Here is a 16,691-nt window from a genome sequence, read left to right as displayed (position 1 = left end):
CCCCCCCCCCCCCCCCCCCCCCCCCCCCCCCCCCCCCCCCCCCCCCCCCCCCCCCCCCCCCCCCCCCCCCCCCCCCCCCCCCCCCCCCCCCCCCCCCCCCCCCCCCCCCCCCCCCCCCCCCCCTTTTTGCGTTCGTCTCGTGGGCTCGGAGATGTGTATAAGAGACAGGTCTACACCCCGTGCTTTTTCCCATTTGATGCCAGCCATAAAAATGTCACGTTAACCAAAGGGTTCCGCGTGCGGCTAAGGCGGCATTATGATTTTTCACTCAATTTCTTACACAACGGAGGAAAAGAGGCAGAAGAGTTGTATCAATTACTGGATGATGACGAAGCTTTATTTTTAACTTCCAGCCTGGGTACAAACTCTCCAATAAAAATAATTAGTCGTGATTTTATGGAAAAGAGGCAATTTGGTTCTCAAGCCGAAAAAATGGAAGAGTGGAGCAAAGCCGATGACATATATCGTCAAGCAGTAATAGCAGCACGAATTGCACAATTAAAAGGTATAGAAAACAAGTACTCCTATTTGCCGCAAAAGAAGCAGAGCTTGATTCCACTGCATATTGAATTATGTTCAATAGCAAACTATGAAAGAATTGTTATTTTTCAGAGAGATTGCAATTCGATTGGCTTCGATTCTGGCGGCAATGGCAAATTTACCAAAAACTTTACCAGCGAACTATTAGCACCCCATACCACTTATGAAGTAACCATTAAAACAATTCAAGATTCCCCGCTATTTTTTGGTAGAAAAATACTTTTCGGTATTGACTTTGACCCACGCTTCATCCCATCCGATAGTCATTTTGGAGAATGAAAATACAATTTCTAACATTAATTTCATCATACTAGCTAAGCCCTTCCATACATACATGGTGTTTTCTAACATGATGGCGATATGGACAGCCAAGATCATAGATATACAAATTAACACAAAAATTAAACCGATACTATACATCTACTAAGTTGCATGCAGAAAACCTCAAACAACTCGCATATTGATGGAGAAACTTAATGAAAAAGTACAAATCCATAAAATTCATGCGCAGTTTTTTAATAATCATCACTTTCTTTTCAAGCACAAACCCCCCAACGCTATTTGCAGGAACACTCCTACCAATCGAATGTAAATATATACTATCCAGCGAAGAAGATAGTATAAAAGAAATTGGCACGAATTTACTCTACAAAAGCAAAGAATTTATTACCAGATCTAACAAAATGCCAGAATCAACTCCTTATGTGATCGTATATAAAACAATCTCTTTTGTTCAAAAAGATGAGTGCACTTTGAGAATCCCTGTCTCAATCGATAAAATAAACCGCGTTATTTTTTGGAATTTATTTGATGTAGATGCAAATGGAAAAGTATCAATAATCGACCTGGAGAATTAAAAATGAGCAAACAAACCGATTTCATTGCCTCAATATATGATGCAGCCAAAAGAATGTCCGAAAAAACTGGGCTATCTTTTGAGACTATGCTTGCATAGATAGCGCAGTAAACTGGCTGGGGGGCAAACGTAATACCAGGATCAAACAATTTATTCAACATCAAGGCAGATGCATCATGGAAAGGTGAAACTGTCACAGCCACAACTAAAAGGTGCCATGTCATTCCCTGACGCTCACCTAGCTCACCTCGCCATTCATCCGTTTTCCACCCCATACCTTCCTAATTTCTCAGCGACTACCTAGCCGCTTCCAGACCAAAAGGCGAAGGAGCCTGCTGTCATACTGTCTAAACAGCCTATTTACCTATCCACTTCAGGAAAATTAATATGGGTAAATAATTTCACTCAATACAACACCTACTTACATGAAATTGCTTACATGCCGTCATTCAAATAACAAGGCCTACCATGGTGAAATGGCATGATTTATCTCAAAAATGACTTAATCAATAATGAGGCTACTGATGAAACGAAGAAATTTCCTCATGTTACTAGGAGCCACCCCATTTACCATGAAATGCTATAACGCAGACAACAATATTGTCTATACCCCGTGCTTTTTCCCATTTGATGCCAGCCATAAAAATGTCACGTTAACCAAAAGGTTCCGCGTTCGGCTACGGCAGGATTATAACTTCTCCCTCAATTTTTTACACAACGGGGGAGAGGAGGCAGAAGAATTGTATCAATTACTGGATGATGACGAAGCTTTGTTTTTAACTTCCAGCCTAGGCACAGATCATCCAGTAATAATTACTGATGATGACTTCATGGAAAAGACGCAATTTATTTCTCAAGCCGAAAAAATGGAAGAATTAAACAAAGCCGATGATAAATATCGGCATGCAGTAATAGCAGCACGAATTGCACAATTCAAAGGCATAAAAAACAAGTACTCCTATCTGCCACAAAAGAAGCAGGGAATAATTCCACTGCATATTGAATTATGCTCAATAGCAAACGATGAAAGAACAGTTATTTTTCAGAGAGATTGTAATTCGATTGGTTTTAGCTCTGGCGGCAATGGTAAATTTACCAGAAATTTCACTGGCCAAATACTAGTACCTCATACCACTTACGAAGTAACCGTTAAGACAATACAAGACTCTCCATTGTTTTTTGGCAAAAAAATACTTTTAGGCATTGCGTTTGACCCACGCTTTATACCACCAAGAAGTAACTTTGGAGAATGATTATGTCCCTATTTAGCCGTACCTGTTGCTAATGGGGGGCGAGCTGATTAAACGATTGTGTACAAAGTGCGAATCATCCATACAGACCATTTCTATATGTAAGGATAAAACACGTATCTTGAAATAGTTTTCTTTCCTTAAAGTACCATGTCATTCCCTAACGCTCACTGGACCCACCTCGCCTTTCATCTGTTTTCCCCCAGTAGCCCTTGTACAGACCGGAGATAAACCATGACCAGCACCCTGAATCGTGATGCCATACTCAGCACACTTTTTATATAATTCTGACATTTCAGAATTTATTAGAATTAAATCTCATTCAAAAAATTAATGCATTTTATTTGATATGACGAGCTAGTCTCGCATAAATGAGCTCCAAAAAACATTAACCTCTATGATTACACATTGCATTGCCCATAAAGCTCGATATGGCATGAATATTTGCCCTCCCACGCACTCACACTGCGCCAGATTCACTCATTGATTTTAGAAAAATCTCACTCACTTTTACGAATATTCAACAAAGAATACATCAACGCATAAACATACTGACCCTTTGGTCAATTTACACAAACAGTGCAGGCACACTAATTTGTGCAAACCCATTTAGCCCAAGCATCACAAAAAACAATCTTGTTTTATAAAAATCACGAATCGCAAACCTGCATGCAGTAAAAATCACAAGCAGGTATTGAACGATTATTAGTGATTGCAGCCATGCAGGAATAAAAAATCGCACTCCTACCTGTCCAATATTACTCACGTTGTTCATTCACTTCATTCATGCGGATATTGTTTATATGCTAAAAAAATTATTACTGTCATCGCGCTATTTTCCGCTCCGCTTGGCATTGTTTTTATCTGCACTAAGTGCGTCCGCTGTTGCGCTGGAAGCGCTACCCATGCTTGAAAGCGAGCCACCCGCAGCAAAATTTTCTTATGAAGCACGCATTATTCGACACCGTGGAGTGATGGATCGAGACCCCAATATCTACGTCTATACCCCGGCTTTTGCCCAGCGCTTTCAAATGCCGGTGCAATGGGAATCGAAAGCGTTGCGAGGTGCCGATGCCGTCGCCTTTCGCGTGATGCCCAGTTACGCCACCTGCGGCTGGGGGGGCGACCGCCAAGCTTGCCGTGAAGACGAAGTACGCTGTGTGCTGGATGTGTATTTCGATCAGCAGCGTAATCCACTGCCCTGGGACCCAAGGATGCCGCCAGTAGAGCTGGATCTAAGTCAAACTTCATCGGAATTTTTGGCTAGTGCAGGGAACCGGCTAATTCGTCCACGCAGCACATTACCGGGAGCTGGAGTTCGGGTACCACTGACCGACCCCCAAACTGGCAAAGAGTTGGGGTGGATGTATTGGGATAAAAGCGGTAGCTCTGGATGGATCGGAATAATATCTTATGACAAAAATATATTTAATCAAATCAGTATGATTACCTTGAGTACTTCTTGCTACCAAGCACCTGGGGAATTATGGCTCACCACGGAAGTTTTAAATAGATCTGAAGTACCTAACTCCCCACAACTAAAACATCGCGTCATTTTGCCTGACAACTGGCAGCAACGGGTTAAACAAGCAATGGCTGCCAGCGAGCAGCGCAGTCGCGCATTTTATCGAGAGCAGGGTGAAAAAGCGCTCAAAGCCTTGCAAAAAACCCAGCCCAGCCAGCCCCCTTCTTTCCCCCAGTAGCCCTTGTCCAGACCGGAGATAAACCATGACCAGCACCCTGAACCGTGACGCCGCCCTCAGTACCCTGTCAAATGCTGCTTATCAAGACAACTCCCAACACACTTTGAAAGTATGAATAACATCCGATTCAACTATCAGACTAAAATTCACACAAAGCCGCTTTGACATTTAAATTCAAACCTCTGCCACACCATCAGAAAATATAAAAACACTGGCCTGATAGACTATTTACACAAACACAATCACAGCTTTAACTTAACAGTTAATCGCTAGATAAATAATTGAAAACAATGACACACAATTTATATTGCCGTAAATATATATACTTGGCGATTCTGATAATTTCAGCAGTACTATCAGGATGCCACCCCTGCTCTGTGATTCAGTGTGGAAACTGGGTTTCATCCATCGCATACACAGATAAAACTGGAAATTTATATATAGACATAAAAAATAAAGGCACATATGATTACGCAGAACTCACTAGCATTTCAATTAGTAAAACAACCACCAATAATGATAGCGAAGGATTTTGGGCTGCATGGGGGCGCCAACCAGCAGAACAAGTAATACATGGAAATTACTTTCCAATACAATACGGAAAAAAAACAGAATTAATAGACCCATACATCCCAGCAAAAAAAATCACCAACGGTAGATATCAAATACTAGGATTTGTTATTTTCTATAAAAACGGGGAAAAATACCCAACCAACATCAAAGGAGAATTTATTTACCAAAATGGCAGCATCAAAAACATAAATAATTAACAAATGGAAACTGGAGATTAATCATGAGCGAACGAAAACTCACCAACAATGAAATATCCATGCTTAAAGAAGTATATGGAAACTCGATTGATTACTCCAAAATAGTCATCAATACCAGACTATTACCAGGAGACGCTGCCGTCACTACATTTAATACCATTTCATTTCCAGACGAATACTACAAAAATGACTACACCACAGCAGGTGACATGAGCTTTAAAGGATGGTTAGTTCATGAGGTTGCCCATATTTGGCAGTGGCAAGTACAAGGGAAAGTTACTATTTTAAGTGGCATTGGCAATTGGATTGGCAATGGTTTCAGTTACGATAAAAATGTTTACAATTACTCTATCAATGACGATTTCAATAAAATGAATATCGAACAAATGGCCGCAGCCATTACTGATAGATTTTTACTGCAACATGGTCTATCAAAACCATACAACTGCACAGACTGCACAGACAACCCTCTTAGCGATGGGTCTTACAACCGTTTACTCAATAAATTCGATCAAATAAATTCATCTAGTAAAGCAAAATCAATTTCAAGTTCAACATCACTAATTGAACTTGATAGTAATCAGGACGGAAAGGCTGATCAATTATTTTATACTTTCAAAAATTTATATGATACGCCTGACCAATACATCTCCACCGGAAATTCTCTTTTCGATTTGCTGAGCGCAGATCGGCAGATGCGTGATTTCTTTAATCTTGGCCTAGTTTCCAATGCCACCTGGAATGATTACACTAATTTTTCCACCTCGCAATTAGTCTGTCTCAATCCAGCCATTTACACACCTTATTACTATTTTGGTTACGACCCCATCGGCGCTTTCTACGAAAGCAAAGCCATTACCACCGATAACGCTGCTTCCATTGCCAAGCAAACCTTCCGCGTGCTGGATAGCAATGGCAAGGCGATATCGGCAGCGCAATTGCTGGCACGCGATAGTAATAAAGACGGCAAGTTGAGCGGGGCCGAGTTGGATGGGCTGACTGCCTGGCAGGATGGCAATGAGGATGGGGTGGCGCAGACCGGTGAAAACATCACCCTGGCCAGTGCGCTGAGTGGGCTTGGTTTGCAGGCCATCCGTGCCAGTGATGTGGGCTTTTATACGGCAAGTCAGGCGCAGGCCCAAACCGTGGCGCAAAGTACGGCTGTCATCACTGATCGAAAAACCCCGCCAGCTGCATTGGGCAGCAATTACTCCACCCTGCGCAATACCGATAATCGCTTCTGGGTAGCTTCTTATGGATTGATTTATTGGGCCTCGCATCAAGTCAAGATTTCCAGTGACCAACGTAATTTGATTGGTACCGAAGGGAATGACAGTTTCGATATCAATTATTATGCCGAATACAATGGCACGTATTTCAATTTGGGTTTGATCCAGAATTTTTATGCCGGTGGTGGCAACGACCTGATGGGCGGGTCGGATCGCAACGATAACTTATGGGGCGGTACCGGTCATGATGTGTTGTTGGGCTATGCCGGGGATGACCGCCTCTATGGTGAAGAAGGCGATGACGCGCTGGATGCTAATGCCGGCAATGACTTACTGGATGGAGGGAGCGGCAATGACAAGCTGTTTGGCGGGGTCGGGAATGACATCCTGATTGGCGGCGATGGCAATGACTTCATCGTGGGCTTCACCGCTGGTAATGACAGCAAGCAAACCCTGGACCCTGGTGAAAGCGATGATGATGTGTTGTTTGGTGGGGCGGGTAATGACATCCTGCTAGGCGTTTTTGGCCAGGATTATCTGGACGGTGGCAGTGGTGACGATGATATGGATGGCGGCGCTGGCAACGATGTCATGGACGGTGGCAGTGGGGCTGACAATATGTTTGGCGGCGTAGGTGATGACCGCATGTGGGGTGGGGATGGTGATGATTTCATGCAGGGTTTTACCGCTGCTGACGATAGCAAACAAACATTGGCAACTGGTGAAACCGATAATGATGTGATGTATGGCGGGGCGGGTAATGATGTGGTGATAGGTGGGCTGGGTCATGACCAGTTGTGGGGCGGTACCGGCAACGATGAGTTGCAAGGGGATGAGGGAGATGACTGGCTGTATGGCGAAGCCGGTAACGACCGGCTGTTTGGTGGCGCGGGCGATGACGTGATTTATGGTGGCGATGGTGATGATTTGATTGTCGGGGGCATGGCAGATAATGAAACGCCCTTGCCTGCTGGTGCCCGTGACAATAATTTCCTGTATGGCGGTGCCGGGAACGACACCATTATTGGCGGCATCGGCAATGATTATATTGATGGTGGTGCCGGTGCTGACGGCATGGAAGGTGGCAAGGGCAACGATACCTATATCGTTAACAGCGTGAATGATGTGGTGCTGGAACAGCTGGATGAGGGCTACGATACCGTCGTTAGTAGTGTCAATTATATTCTGAATGCCAATATCGAAGAATTGCGCTTACTCGAAGGCTATACCATCAATGGCACCGGCAATAGCCTGGACAACCTGATTATTGGGAACAGCCAGAATAATATCCTGGATGGTGTCACCGGGGCCGATACCATGATAGGTGGGTTGGGCAATGATATTTATTATGTCGACAATGCCGGTGATAAGGTGATTGAACTGGCTGGCGAGGGAGTGGATACGGTCTACGCCAGTATCAGCTACGCCTTGGGTGAGCATGTCGAGAACCTTACCCTGCTGGACTTTGCCAAGCCGGAAAAGGGCCTGGCCAACGGTGTGGATATTCTGGTGTATGGCTATCCCAAGGCCAACGAGCTGGATTATATGCAGGGCAATGCTGTTCCCGGTTTCCGAGGTACTTGCGCGCTGACCAGCATTGCCAACCTCGCCATCCAGGCCAATATTGCCCTGACCGAAGGCCAGGTGGTGCAGCGAGCGATAGACAATCAATGGTGTGTCACCGACCCGGTCAAAGCCGACTACCAGCGCGGCGGAACAAATTACCTCGACCAGCAAGCCTTGCTGGATAGCTACGGCATTCGTAATGGCATGATCGCCGGCTATAACGAGCAAGCCATTGCCAACCTGATCAAGGGTGGGCGCGGGGTGATCATTGCAGTGAACAGTGGCCAGCTGTGGGACGATGCGGATCATTTGGGCGATGGCAACACGAATCATGTGGTGACAGTCACTGGCGTGGCCTGCGATGCCAAGAGTGGCGAAATCAATGGCTTTTATATTGCCGACTCGGGCCGCGGGCTGGTGAGCGACATGACCCGTTATATCCCGCTGGCTGATTTCCGCCGGGATGCGAATGTCTCCAACGCTTACGCCATTTACACCATCGAACCCATCAAGCTATGGGAAGAGAACATCAACGCCACCGGCAATGCGCTGGATAACCAGATTATCGGCAACCGTGGCGATAATGTGCTGACCGGCGGCAAAGGCAATGACACGCTGATTGGCCAGGCCGGTAACGACCGCTATGTATTTAACCGTGGCGATGGTCAGGACCTGATCATCGATCAGGATGCCACGGTGGGCAATACCGATACCTTGCAGCTGAATGGCATCAATCAGACTGATTTGTGGTTTGCCAAACAAGGTATGGACCTGCAAATCCAGGTGCTGGGCAGTACGGACAGGCTGACCATCAAGGACTGGTATACCCCGGGCAGCAGCGGCACGGATAACCAGATCGAGCGGATTCAAACCGCCGATGGCCGCACACTGTATAACAGTGACGTCGCCCAATTTGTGCAGGCCATGAGTGCGTTTGCACCGCCAGCAGCTACGCAAACCAGTTGGGTTAATGGTCAGCAGAGCAATGGCCAGGTGTTGCTGGCGGTCAATCATTAATCCTGCCAAATCATCTTGTTAAGCAGTCAGGTGGCAAGCTTAGCTTGTCACCTGCATGGCACAGATCTCAGATGGTGATTCCACATCATCGCAAGCTGCTGTTTATGGTTTTGACCCCATTCTTACTTTTCTCAAGTCTTGATTCCAAGAACCCCAATCAAATCAGTAGCGCACTATCGTGCTAGTGTTGATGACATCTTATTGATCACCCGACCAAAATACTTACCATCATGACTGTACAACAAACAGCCAAAACCATTGAGATGAAAAATTGGAATCGGCACTGTAATAATCGAATTTCATGTCATGCCCAGGCTGGATTTTTTGAATACTGAATATGGCATCATTAATATAAAAAGAACAAAAACAGAGACTCTACTCAGTAGAATATTCACATCCATTAATCTCATCACTAAACAAAAAACTCGTTTTTCGTCAAGAATTTTATAACTGAACTATAGGTCAGTATTGACAATACCACCAAATCTCCAGCACACCCCTCATCTGCACGAACTCCCCACCTGTCCTTTCCAGACATATTTCCGCCAGAATCACTTATTTATAATCAAAACTTTTCTCTTACTTGTTAAATGAAATTGCTGCAAGTATGTTTGCATAATTTAAAAATTGACAATCCCTTTAGCATAATGACTGGAGGTAATCCATGGGCAATACCACAACAGCGGTAATCGGCAACAAATTCGGCGCATCAGAAATTTTCACGCAAAATGATGCCGATATATTCAATCTTGATCAGCAAGTACGGAATTTATACCAAAAAAAGCTTATCCCTGAAGCAACGTGGTTAGCATACACCTTGGCTTCAACACAAAACCTGGTCAACACCAACAAAGTCATTCAAAAGCCAACAACTCAAATCGGCCTTTTACCAACCGGAATACCAGTCAAACCGCAAAGCACTGCAACAGCCAATACCAACTTATCTACCAAGACTTTTCAAATACTAGACAATAATGGTCAAGCGATATCTGCTGCTCAACTGGCTGCCAAGGATAGCAATAAGGATGGAAAGCTTAGCGGTCCTGAATTGGTTGGACTAACCGCATGGACCGACCTGAATGCCGATGGCAATGCAGTAAAAAATATAGAATTAAATAGCATCTCACAAATATTATACAACATCGGTTTATCATCCATTCGCGCCAGTGATTACCAATTCTATACGCAAGGCAATGCCAATTACCTCACCCAAAGCAATACTTTACCTGCCGCTCCACTCAATACTGCAACTCCACCCGTAACACCATCTGCCAAATTAAGCAATTATGCATATCTACGCAGCACGGACAACAAGTTCACAACAAATAGTGGATGGTTTATTTGGGAAGCAGATCAAATTAAAATATCCAGCGACCAAAAAAATCTGATCGGCACCGATGAAAATGATGTATTCAATGTCAATTACTATGCCGACTTCAATGGCACTCTCTTCGATCTGAATCTGATAAGAAACTTCTATGCCGGCCCCGGTAATGACACTATGGGTGGTTCTAGCTCAGATGACTATCTCTGGGGTGGAACAGGAGATGACATTCTTTTTGGTTATGCTGGCGATGACCATATATATGGAGAGGAAGGTGACGATGCCATTGATGGTGGCTCCGGCAATGACATACTAGACGGTGGCATTGGGAACGATTGGCTATACGGAAGAAATGGTGATGATATTCTGATTGGTGGCTTGGGCAATGATTTTCTTTACGGCGAAAATGGCAACGACACTCTCGATGGCGGTATGGGGAATGATTATTTAGTCGGTGGTGTTGGAAATGACATTTTGATTGGCGGAGATGGCGATGATGTCCTGCAAGGCTTCACCACATCGGATGATGCCAAACAAAAACTTGATCCCGACGAAAGTGACAACGATATCCTGTTTGGTGGCGCAGGAAACGATACTTTGCGGGGTGGCTTGGGAAATGACATTCTGGATGGAGGAACCGGTGACGATTATCTGTCTGGTGGCGCTGGTGATGATCGGCTGTGGGGTGGTGCTGGTAAGGACGAATTGTATGGTGATGATGGTAATGATGTCATGGCTGGAGGTAGTGAAGATGACCTGATGTTTGGTGGATCGGGTAACGACCAGATGTGGGGGGGAACCGGTGACGATAAATTGCAAGGCGGGGATGGCGATGACACTTTATATGGAGAAACCGGCAATGATTATCTATTGGGAGAGGCCGGAAATGATCTGATTTATGGTGGTGATGGTGATGACATCATGCTGGGTGGCTCAGGTAATGACCGAATGTGGGGGGGAAACGGTAATGACGAGTTACAAGGTGGCGATGGCGACGATATGCTATATGGGGAAGCCGGTAATGACCGGCTGTTTGGTGGTGCTGGTGATGATGTGATTTATGGCGGAGATGGTGATGACTTCATTGTTGGAGGCATCGCGAATAATGAAGCACCCTTGCCCTCAGGCGCGCGTGATAATAACTTTCTGTATGGCGGAGCCGGCAACGATACAATTATTGGTGGTGCAGGAAAGGATTATATTGATGGCGGTACTGGTGCCGATGCAATGATAGGTGGAAAAGGCGATGATACATATATTGTCAACTATGAAGGAGACAGTGTATTTGAATCGGCCAACGAGGGATATGATACCGTAGTAAGTAGTATTGACTACACATTGAACTCACATATAGAGTCACTTCGCCTGGTAGAAGGTTATTCAATAAATGGAACTGGAAACAGCCTAGACAATCTTATCATTGGCAATAGCCAAGATAATATAATAGATGGTGGCACTGGCGCAGATATGCTGATAGGCGGTCAGGGAAATGATACTTACTACGTCGATAATACAGCAGATAAGATTATTGAATTCAAAAATGAAGGAATTGACTCCATCAATAGCACTGTTAGCTATTCTCTCGGAGACAATATCGAGAATCTTACCCTGCTTGATTTTTCAAAACCAGCCAAAGTAAATATAAATGGCACTAGCATGCTGGTTTATGGTTACCCCAGAGCCCATGAACTGGATTATACCCAGGGAGATGCGATACCTGGATATAAAGGCACTTGCGCGATGGCCTGCGTAGTCAATATTGCTGCTCAAGCGAATCGGACACTTACCGAAGCAGAAGTCACACAGCGAGCAATTGATAATAAATGGTGCATAACCGATCCAAGCAAAACAGACTATCAGCGCGGTGGAACAAATTACCGCGACCAGCAAGCCTTGCTGGATAGCTATGGTATTCGCAATGGCATCATCGCAGGCTATAACGAACAGGCCATTGCTAACCTGATCATGGGTGGACGTGGCGTCATTCTCGCAGTCAATAGTGGAAAACTGTGGAACGATGCTGCCTATCTGGATGATGGCAGTACCAACCATGTGGTAACTGTGACGGGCGTGGCTTGCAATCCCAGCAACGGAGATATCAACGGCTTTTATATTGCCGACTCGGGCCGCGGGCTGGTGAGCGACATGACCCGTTATATCCCGCTGGCTGATTTCCGCCGGGATGCGAATGTCTCCAACGCTTACGCCATTTACACCATCGAACCCATCAAGCTATGGGAAGAGAACATCAACGCCACCGGCAATGCGCTGGATAACCAGATTATCGGCAACCGTGGCGATAATGTGCTGACCGGCGGCAAAGGCAATGACACGCTGATTGGCCAGGCCGGTAACGACCGCTATGTATTTAACCGTGGCGATGGTCAGGACCTGATCATCGATCAGGATGCCACGGTGGGCAATACCGATACCTTGCAGCTGAATGGCATCAATCAGACTGATTTGTGGTTTGCCAAACAAGGCATGGACCTGCAAATCCAGGTGCTGGGCAGTACGGACAGGCTGACCATCAAGGACTGGTATACCCCGGGCAGCAGCGGCACGGATAACCAGATCGAGCGGATTCAAACCGCCGATGGCCGCACACTGTATAACAGTGACGTCGCCCAATTTGTGCAGGCCATGAGTGCGTTTGCACCGCCAGCAGCTACGCAAACCAGTTGGGTTAATGGTCAGCAGAGCAATGGCCAGGTGTTGCTGGCGGTTAGTCATTAATCCAGCCAAATCACTTTGTTGAACAGTCAGGTGGCAAGCCACACTTGCCACCTGTATTGCGCTCATCCTGGATGGTCATTCAGCACCATCGTTACCCTGTTTGTTATGGTTTTTCTTCCATGTCTACACCCTCTTCCACGCAATCTGAGTCTACCCACACCAGCCAGCTCGACAGCGGCCTGCACAGTTTGATTCTGATGGCCCAATTACACGGCATAGCAGCGGATGCTGCGCAGTTGAACCACCAATTCGGCAGTACGCCGTTTTCAGTACAAACCCTGTTGCTGGCCGCACGCAAGCTGGGGCTGACTGCCAAATGTATTCAACAAGACATGGCGCGGCTGGAACGTGCGCCCTTGCCTGCGATTGGAATATGGCGGGATGGCGGTTTTTTTATCATGGGTAAGGTGGATACCACCCATGAGCCCTGGCGGGTGCTGATTCAACAACCCGGCCAGCCTCCCCAGGTAATGAGCTTGCCGGACTTATTGTCGCGTTGGAACGGAGAATTGATTCTGTTTACCAGCCGCGCCAGCTTTGCCGGGGCCATGGCGAAATTTGATTTCACCTGGTTTATTCCCGCAGTGGTGAAGTATCGCAAGTCATTGGGTGAGGTTTTGCTTATTTCACTGGCGCTACAGCTGATTGGCCTGATCACACCCTTGTTCTTTCAGGTGGTGATGGACAAGGTGCTGGTGAACCATGCAATGACCACACTGAACGTGATAGCCATCGGCCTGATCGCGGCCACACTGTTTGATGCGCTTCTTAGCGGAATCCGGACTGCGGTATTTGCGAATACCAGCAGCAAGATTGATGTGGAGCTGGGTGCACGGCTATTTGACCATTTGCTGTCATTGCCGGTGGCGTACTTTCAGGCTCGGCGCGCCGGAGATTCTGTGGCACGTATTCGGGAACTGGAAAATATCCGTTCTTTCCTCACCGGCAATGCCATGACTCTGGTACTGGATACGGTGTTTTCTGTTGTGTTTTTACTGGTGATGCTGTGGTACAGCGTCCCGTTAACCATGATTGTATTGGCATCCATACCGGTCTATCTGCTGCTGTCGTTTATTTTTACCCCCATCCTGCGTGCCAAGCTGAATGACAAGTTCAATAAAAGCGCTGAGAACCAATCATTTCTGGTGGAAACCCTCACCGGTATAGACACCATCAAATCGATGGCGGTAGAGCCGCGTTGGCGGCAAAAGTGGGACAAGCAGCTGGCAGCTTATGTAGCCGCCGGACTGTCCACTACCAATGTGGGACTGGTGGCCAGTGGTGGTGTCGGCCTAGTCAGCAAGCTGGTAACCGCCGGAATCATGTGGTTGGGTGCCTTGCAAGTGTTGGACAGCAAAATGACGGTGGGCGAACTGGTGGCATTCAATATGCTGGCCGGCCAGGTATCCGCCCCCATTCTGCGACTGGCGCAATTATGGAATGACTTCCAGCAGGTGGGCATTTCAATGCAGCGGCTAGGCGATATTCTGAATACCCATACCGAAGTGGAGGGCCATAAAACCCGTATTCCACGTATTGCCGGTGCCATTGGTTTTGATCAGGTGTCCTTCCGCTATCGTCCGGATGCCAGCGATGTACTGCGTGGCGTATCGCTGGAAATCAGGCCGGGCGAGGTGATTGGTATTGTCGGTCGCTCCGGTTCTGGCAAAAGTACTTTGAGCAAACTGGTACAGCGTCTGTATGTACCGGACCGGGGTCGGGTAACCGTGGATGGCCAGGATATTGCTATTGTAGACACCGCCTCCTTGCGTCAGCAAATCGGGGTGGTTTTACAAGAAAACACCTTATTTTCCCGTTCAATTCGCGACAATATTGCGCTGACCGACCCCGCTGCTCCGATTGAGAAAATCATTCAGGTGGCCAAGCTGGCTGGTGCGCACGACTTTATCTGTGAACTACCCGAAGCCTATGACACGCTGGTTGGCGAGCAGGGTGCCGGCTTGTCTGGTGGCCAGCGGCAGCGGATTGCCATTGCACGGGCATTATTACTTGATCCACGCATTCTGATTTTTGATGAAGCTACCAGTGCACTGGATTACGAGTCAGAAAAAATCATCCAGGACAATATGCGGCGGATTGCTGCCGGTCGCACCGTATTGATTATTGCGCATCGCTTGTCGGCAGTGCGGGATGCAAACCGGATCATCGTGATGGAAAAGGGGCAGATTGCCGAATCGGGCAGTCACGCCCAACTGATGCAACAGCCCAATGGCATTTATCGCCATTTGCAAACCCTGCAAGGACAGGCGGCAGTCAGCCCGGGCGTACATGGCAAGCTTGATACCCGGGAGCAGATATGAGCTTGCGGCACCGGCTACAGGCCGGGTTCGATCTGCTGTGCCGTTATGTTTCGGTTTTCCGGCATTTCTGGCGTATCCGCGATACGCTGAAAACCGATTTTTTCAATAAACAGGAAGCCGAGTTCCTACCCGCTGGTCTGGCATTACGGGAAGCACCCGACTCGGCCACTTTGCGACTGAGTGCCCGAGTGCTGATGAGTTTGCTGCTGGTGGCTATCCTGTGGGCCTGCTTTGGCCGCATCGACATCATCGTCACCGCCACGGGCAAGATCATTCCATCGGCACGCATCAAAACCATTGCCTCGGTCGATGTGGCCAGTGTCAAGGCACTGCATGTGAAGGAAGGACAAACCGTACGGGCTGGCGAGGTGCTGGTTGAACTGGATGCAAGCAGCAGTGACGCCGAGTATGACAAAGCCGCGGATGCCTTGCTGCAGGCGCGCTTGCAAGTGGCCCGTTCGCAAGCCCTGATCGAAGCGGTGGACCAGCACCGTCCGCCACGCCTGCCGGATACCAGTGATATTCCCCAGCAGCAATGGCGCGCGGCCAAGCAACAGCTGGACAGTCAATATCAGGACTTCCGGGCCAAGCTTCAACGCCTGGATAGTGATATCGCCCGCTTTGCCGCCGCACTACCGTTGGCGACACAGCGCGAACGGGACTACAGGATCCTGGCACAGGACAACACGGTGTCACGCCATGCCTGGCTGGAAAAGGAGCAGGCACGGATTGATCTGGCAGGGCAGCTGGCGGATGCACGCAATCAGCGTACCGCCTTGATTGCCCAAACCCGCAAGGAAGCATTCGATGCCATCACCGAAGGCAACAAGATCGTGATTGCCTCCGGACAGGATGCCCGCAGGGCGGGTACGCGTAGCCAGTTACTGAAATTGACCGCCCCGGTTGATGGGACCGTGCAGCAACTCACCGTACACACGGTGGGGGGAGTCGTTCCTGCGGCGCAGCCCTTGATGCAGATTGTTCCACAGCAATCAGCGGTAGAAGTTGAGGCATTTATTGAAAACAAGGACATCGGTTTCATACATGTCGGCCAGACAGCTGCCGTCAAGATTGACGCTTTTGAATACACCAAGTACGGCACCATTCCAGCCCAGGTCAGTCATGTTTCCCACGATGCCATCCAGGATGAAAAGCGCGGACTGCTCTATGCCAGCAAGATCACGCTGGACCGGGACAGCCTGACTGTTGACGACAGAAAACAGGCCCTCACTCCCGGCATGGCGGTCAACGTGGATATCAAAACCGGCAACCGCCGCGTGATTGAATATCTGCTGTCCCCCCTGCTTCGCCACCAGCAGGAGTCCTTGCGTGAACGCTAACACTCGGGCTTATCCGCTACTTACACTCTGTTGCCTTGT

General features: G+C 47.5%; 10 protein-coding genes. 9 read left to right on the top strand and 1 reads right to left on the bottom strand.

Features of this window, described 5'->3' with window-relative positions:
• Positions 1-207: hypothetical protein (locus tag JHD62_RS08975; RefSeq protein WP_199102600.1), on the bottom strand; the 207-nt coding region annotated here is incomplete at its 3' end.
• A 99-nt stretch (positions 208-306) separates the two neighbouring features.
• Between JHD62_RS08975 and JHD62_RS08970 the strand changes: the two genes are divergently transcribed.
• From JHD62_RS08970 to JHD62_RS08930, 9 genes are all read left to right on the top strand, one after another.
• On the top strand, positions 307-819 hold the full coding sequence (locus JHD62_RS08970) for a hypothetical protein (protein WP_199102599.1): 513 nt from the start codon (positions 307-309) through the stop codon (positions 817-819).
• A gap of 197 nt (positions 820-1,016) precedes the next feature.
• On the top strand, positions 1,017-1,397 hold the full coding sequence (locus tag JHD62_RS08965) for a hypothetical protein (protein WP_199102598.1): 381 nt from the start codon (positions 1,017-1,019) through the stop codon (positions 1,395-1,397).
• Between the two features lie 523 nt (positions 1,398-1,920).
• Positions 1,921-2,649: a DUF5625 family protein gene (locus JHD62_RS08960; protein WP_199102597.1), complete on the top strand. Its 729-nt coding sequence runs from the start codon at positions 1,921-1,923 to the stop codon at positions 2,647-2,649.
• Between the two features lie 764 nt (positions 2,650-3,413).
• On the top strand, positions 3,414-4,349 hold the full coding sequence (locus JHD62_RS08955; RefSeq protein WP_199102596.1) for a hypothetical protein: 936 nt from the start codon (positions 3,414-3,416) through the stop codon (positions 4,347-4,349).
• Between the two features lie 281 nt (positions 4,350-4,630).
• Positions 4,631-5,119 carry a hypothetical protein gene (locus JHD62_RS08950; RefSeq protein ID WP_199102595.1) on the top strand — a complete coding sequence of 163 codons (489 nt, stop codon included), beginning with the start codon at positions 4,631-4,633 and terminating at the stop codon, positions 5,117-5,119.
• A 23-nt stretch (positions 5,120-5,142) separates the two neighbouring features.
• Positions 5,143-8,931, top strand: coding sequence for a calcium-binding protein (locus JHD62_RS08945; RefSeq protein WP_199102594.1), 3,789 nt, complete (start codon positions 5,143-5,145; stop codon positions 8,929-8,931).
• A 664-nt stretch (positions 8,932-9,595) separates the two neighbouring features.
• Positions 9,596-12,991 carry a calcium-binding protein gene (locus tag JHD62_RS08940; protein ID WP_199102593.1) on the top strand — a complete coding sequence of 1,132 codons (3,396 nt, stop codon included), beginning with the start codon at positions 9,596-9,598 and terminating at the stop codon, positions 12,989-12,991.
• A 119-nt stretch (positions 12,992-13,110) separates the two neighbouring features.
• On the top strand, positions 13,111-15,312 hold the full coding sequence (locus tag JHD62_RS08935; RefSeq protein WP_199102592.1) for a type I secretion system permease/ATPase: 2,202 nt from the start codon (positions 13,111-13,113) through the stop codon (positions 15,310-15,312).
• A complete protein-coding gene (locus JHD62_RS08930; protein WP_199102591.1) occupies positions 15,309-16,652 on the top strand; it encodes an HlyD family type I secretion periplasmic adaptor subunit in 1,344 nt (447 codons plus the stop codon). The genes JHD62_RS08935 and JHD62_RS08930 overlap by 4 nt, the downstream gene beginning before the upstream one ends.
• The last annotated feature ends 39 nt before the right edge of the window (positions 16,653-16,691 follow it).

Source organism: Aquitalea sp. ASV11 (assembly GCF_016429185.1).
GTDB classification, from domain to species: Bacteria; Pseudomonadota; Gammaproteobacteria; order Burkholderiales; family Chromobacteriaceae; genus Aquitalea; species Aquitalea pelogenes.
Note: the sequence above shows the minus strand (reverse complement) of the source record. Positions and strands in the feature narration are given on the sequence as shown.

Bases quoted from the DNA above. Each gene is read 5' to 3' on its own strand.
- JHD62_RS08965 (WP_199102598.1), top strand. From the start codon at position 1,017: ATGAAAAAGTACAAATCCATAAAATTCATGCGCAGTTTTTTAATAATC.
- JHD62_RS08960 (WP_199102597.1), top strand. From the start codon at position 1,921: ATGAAACGAAGAAATTTCCTCATGTTACTAGGAGCCACCCCATTTACC.
- JHD62_RS08945 (WP_199102594.1), top strand. From the start codon at position 5,143: ATGAGCGAACGAAAACTCACCAACAATGAAATATCCATGCTTAAAGAA.
- JHD62_RS08940 (WP_199102593.1), top strand. From the start codon at position 9,596: ATGGGCAATACCACAACAGCGGTAATCGGCAACAAATTCGGCGCATCA.
- JHD62_RS08935 (WP_199102592.1), top strand. From the start codon at position 13,111: ATGTCTACACCCTCTTCCACGCAATCTGAGTCTACCCACACCAGCCAG.
- JHD62_RS08930 (WP_199102591.1), top strand. From the start codon at position 15,309: ATGAGCTTGCGGCACCGGCTACAGGCCGGGTTCGATCTGCTGTGCCGT.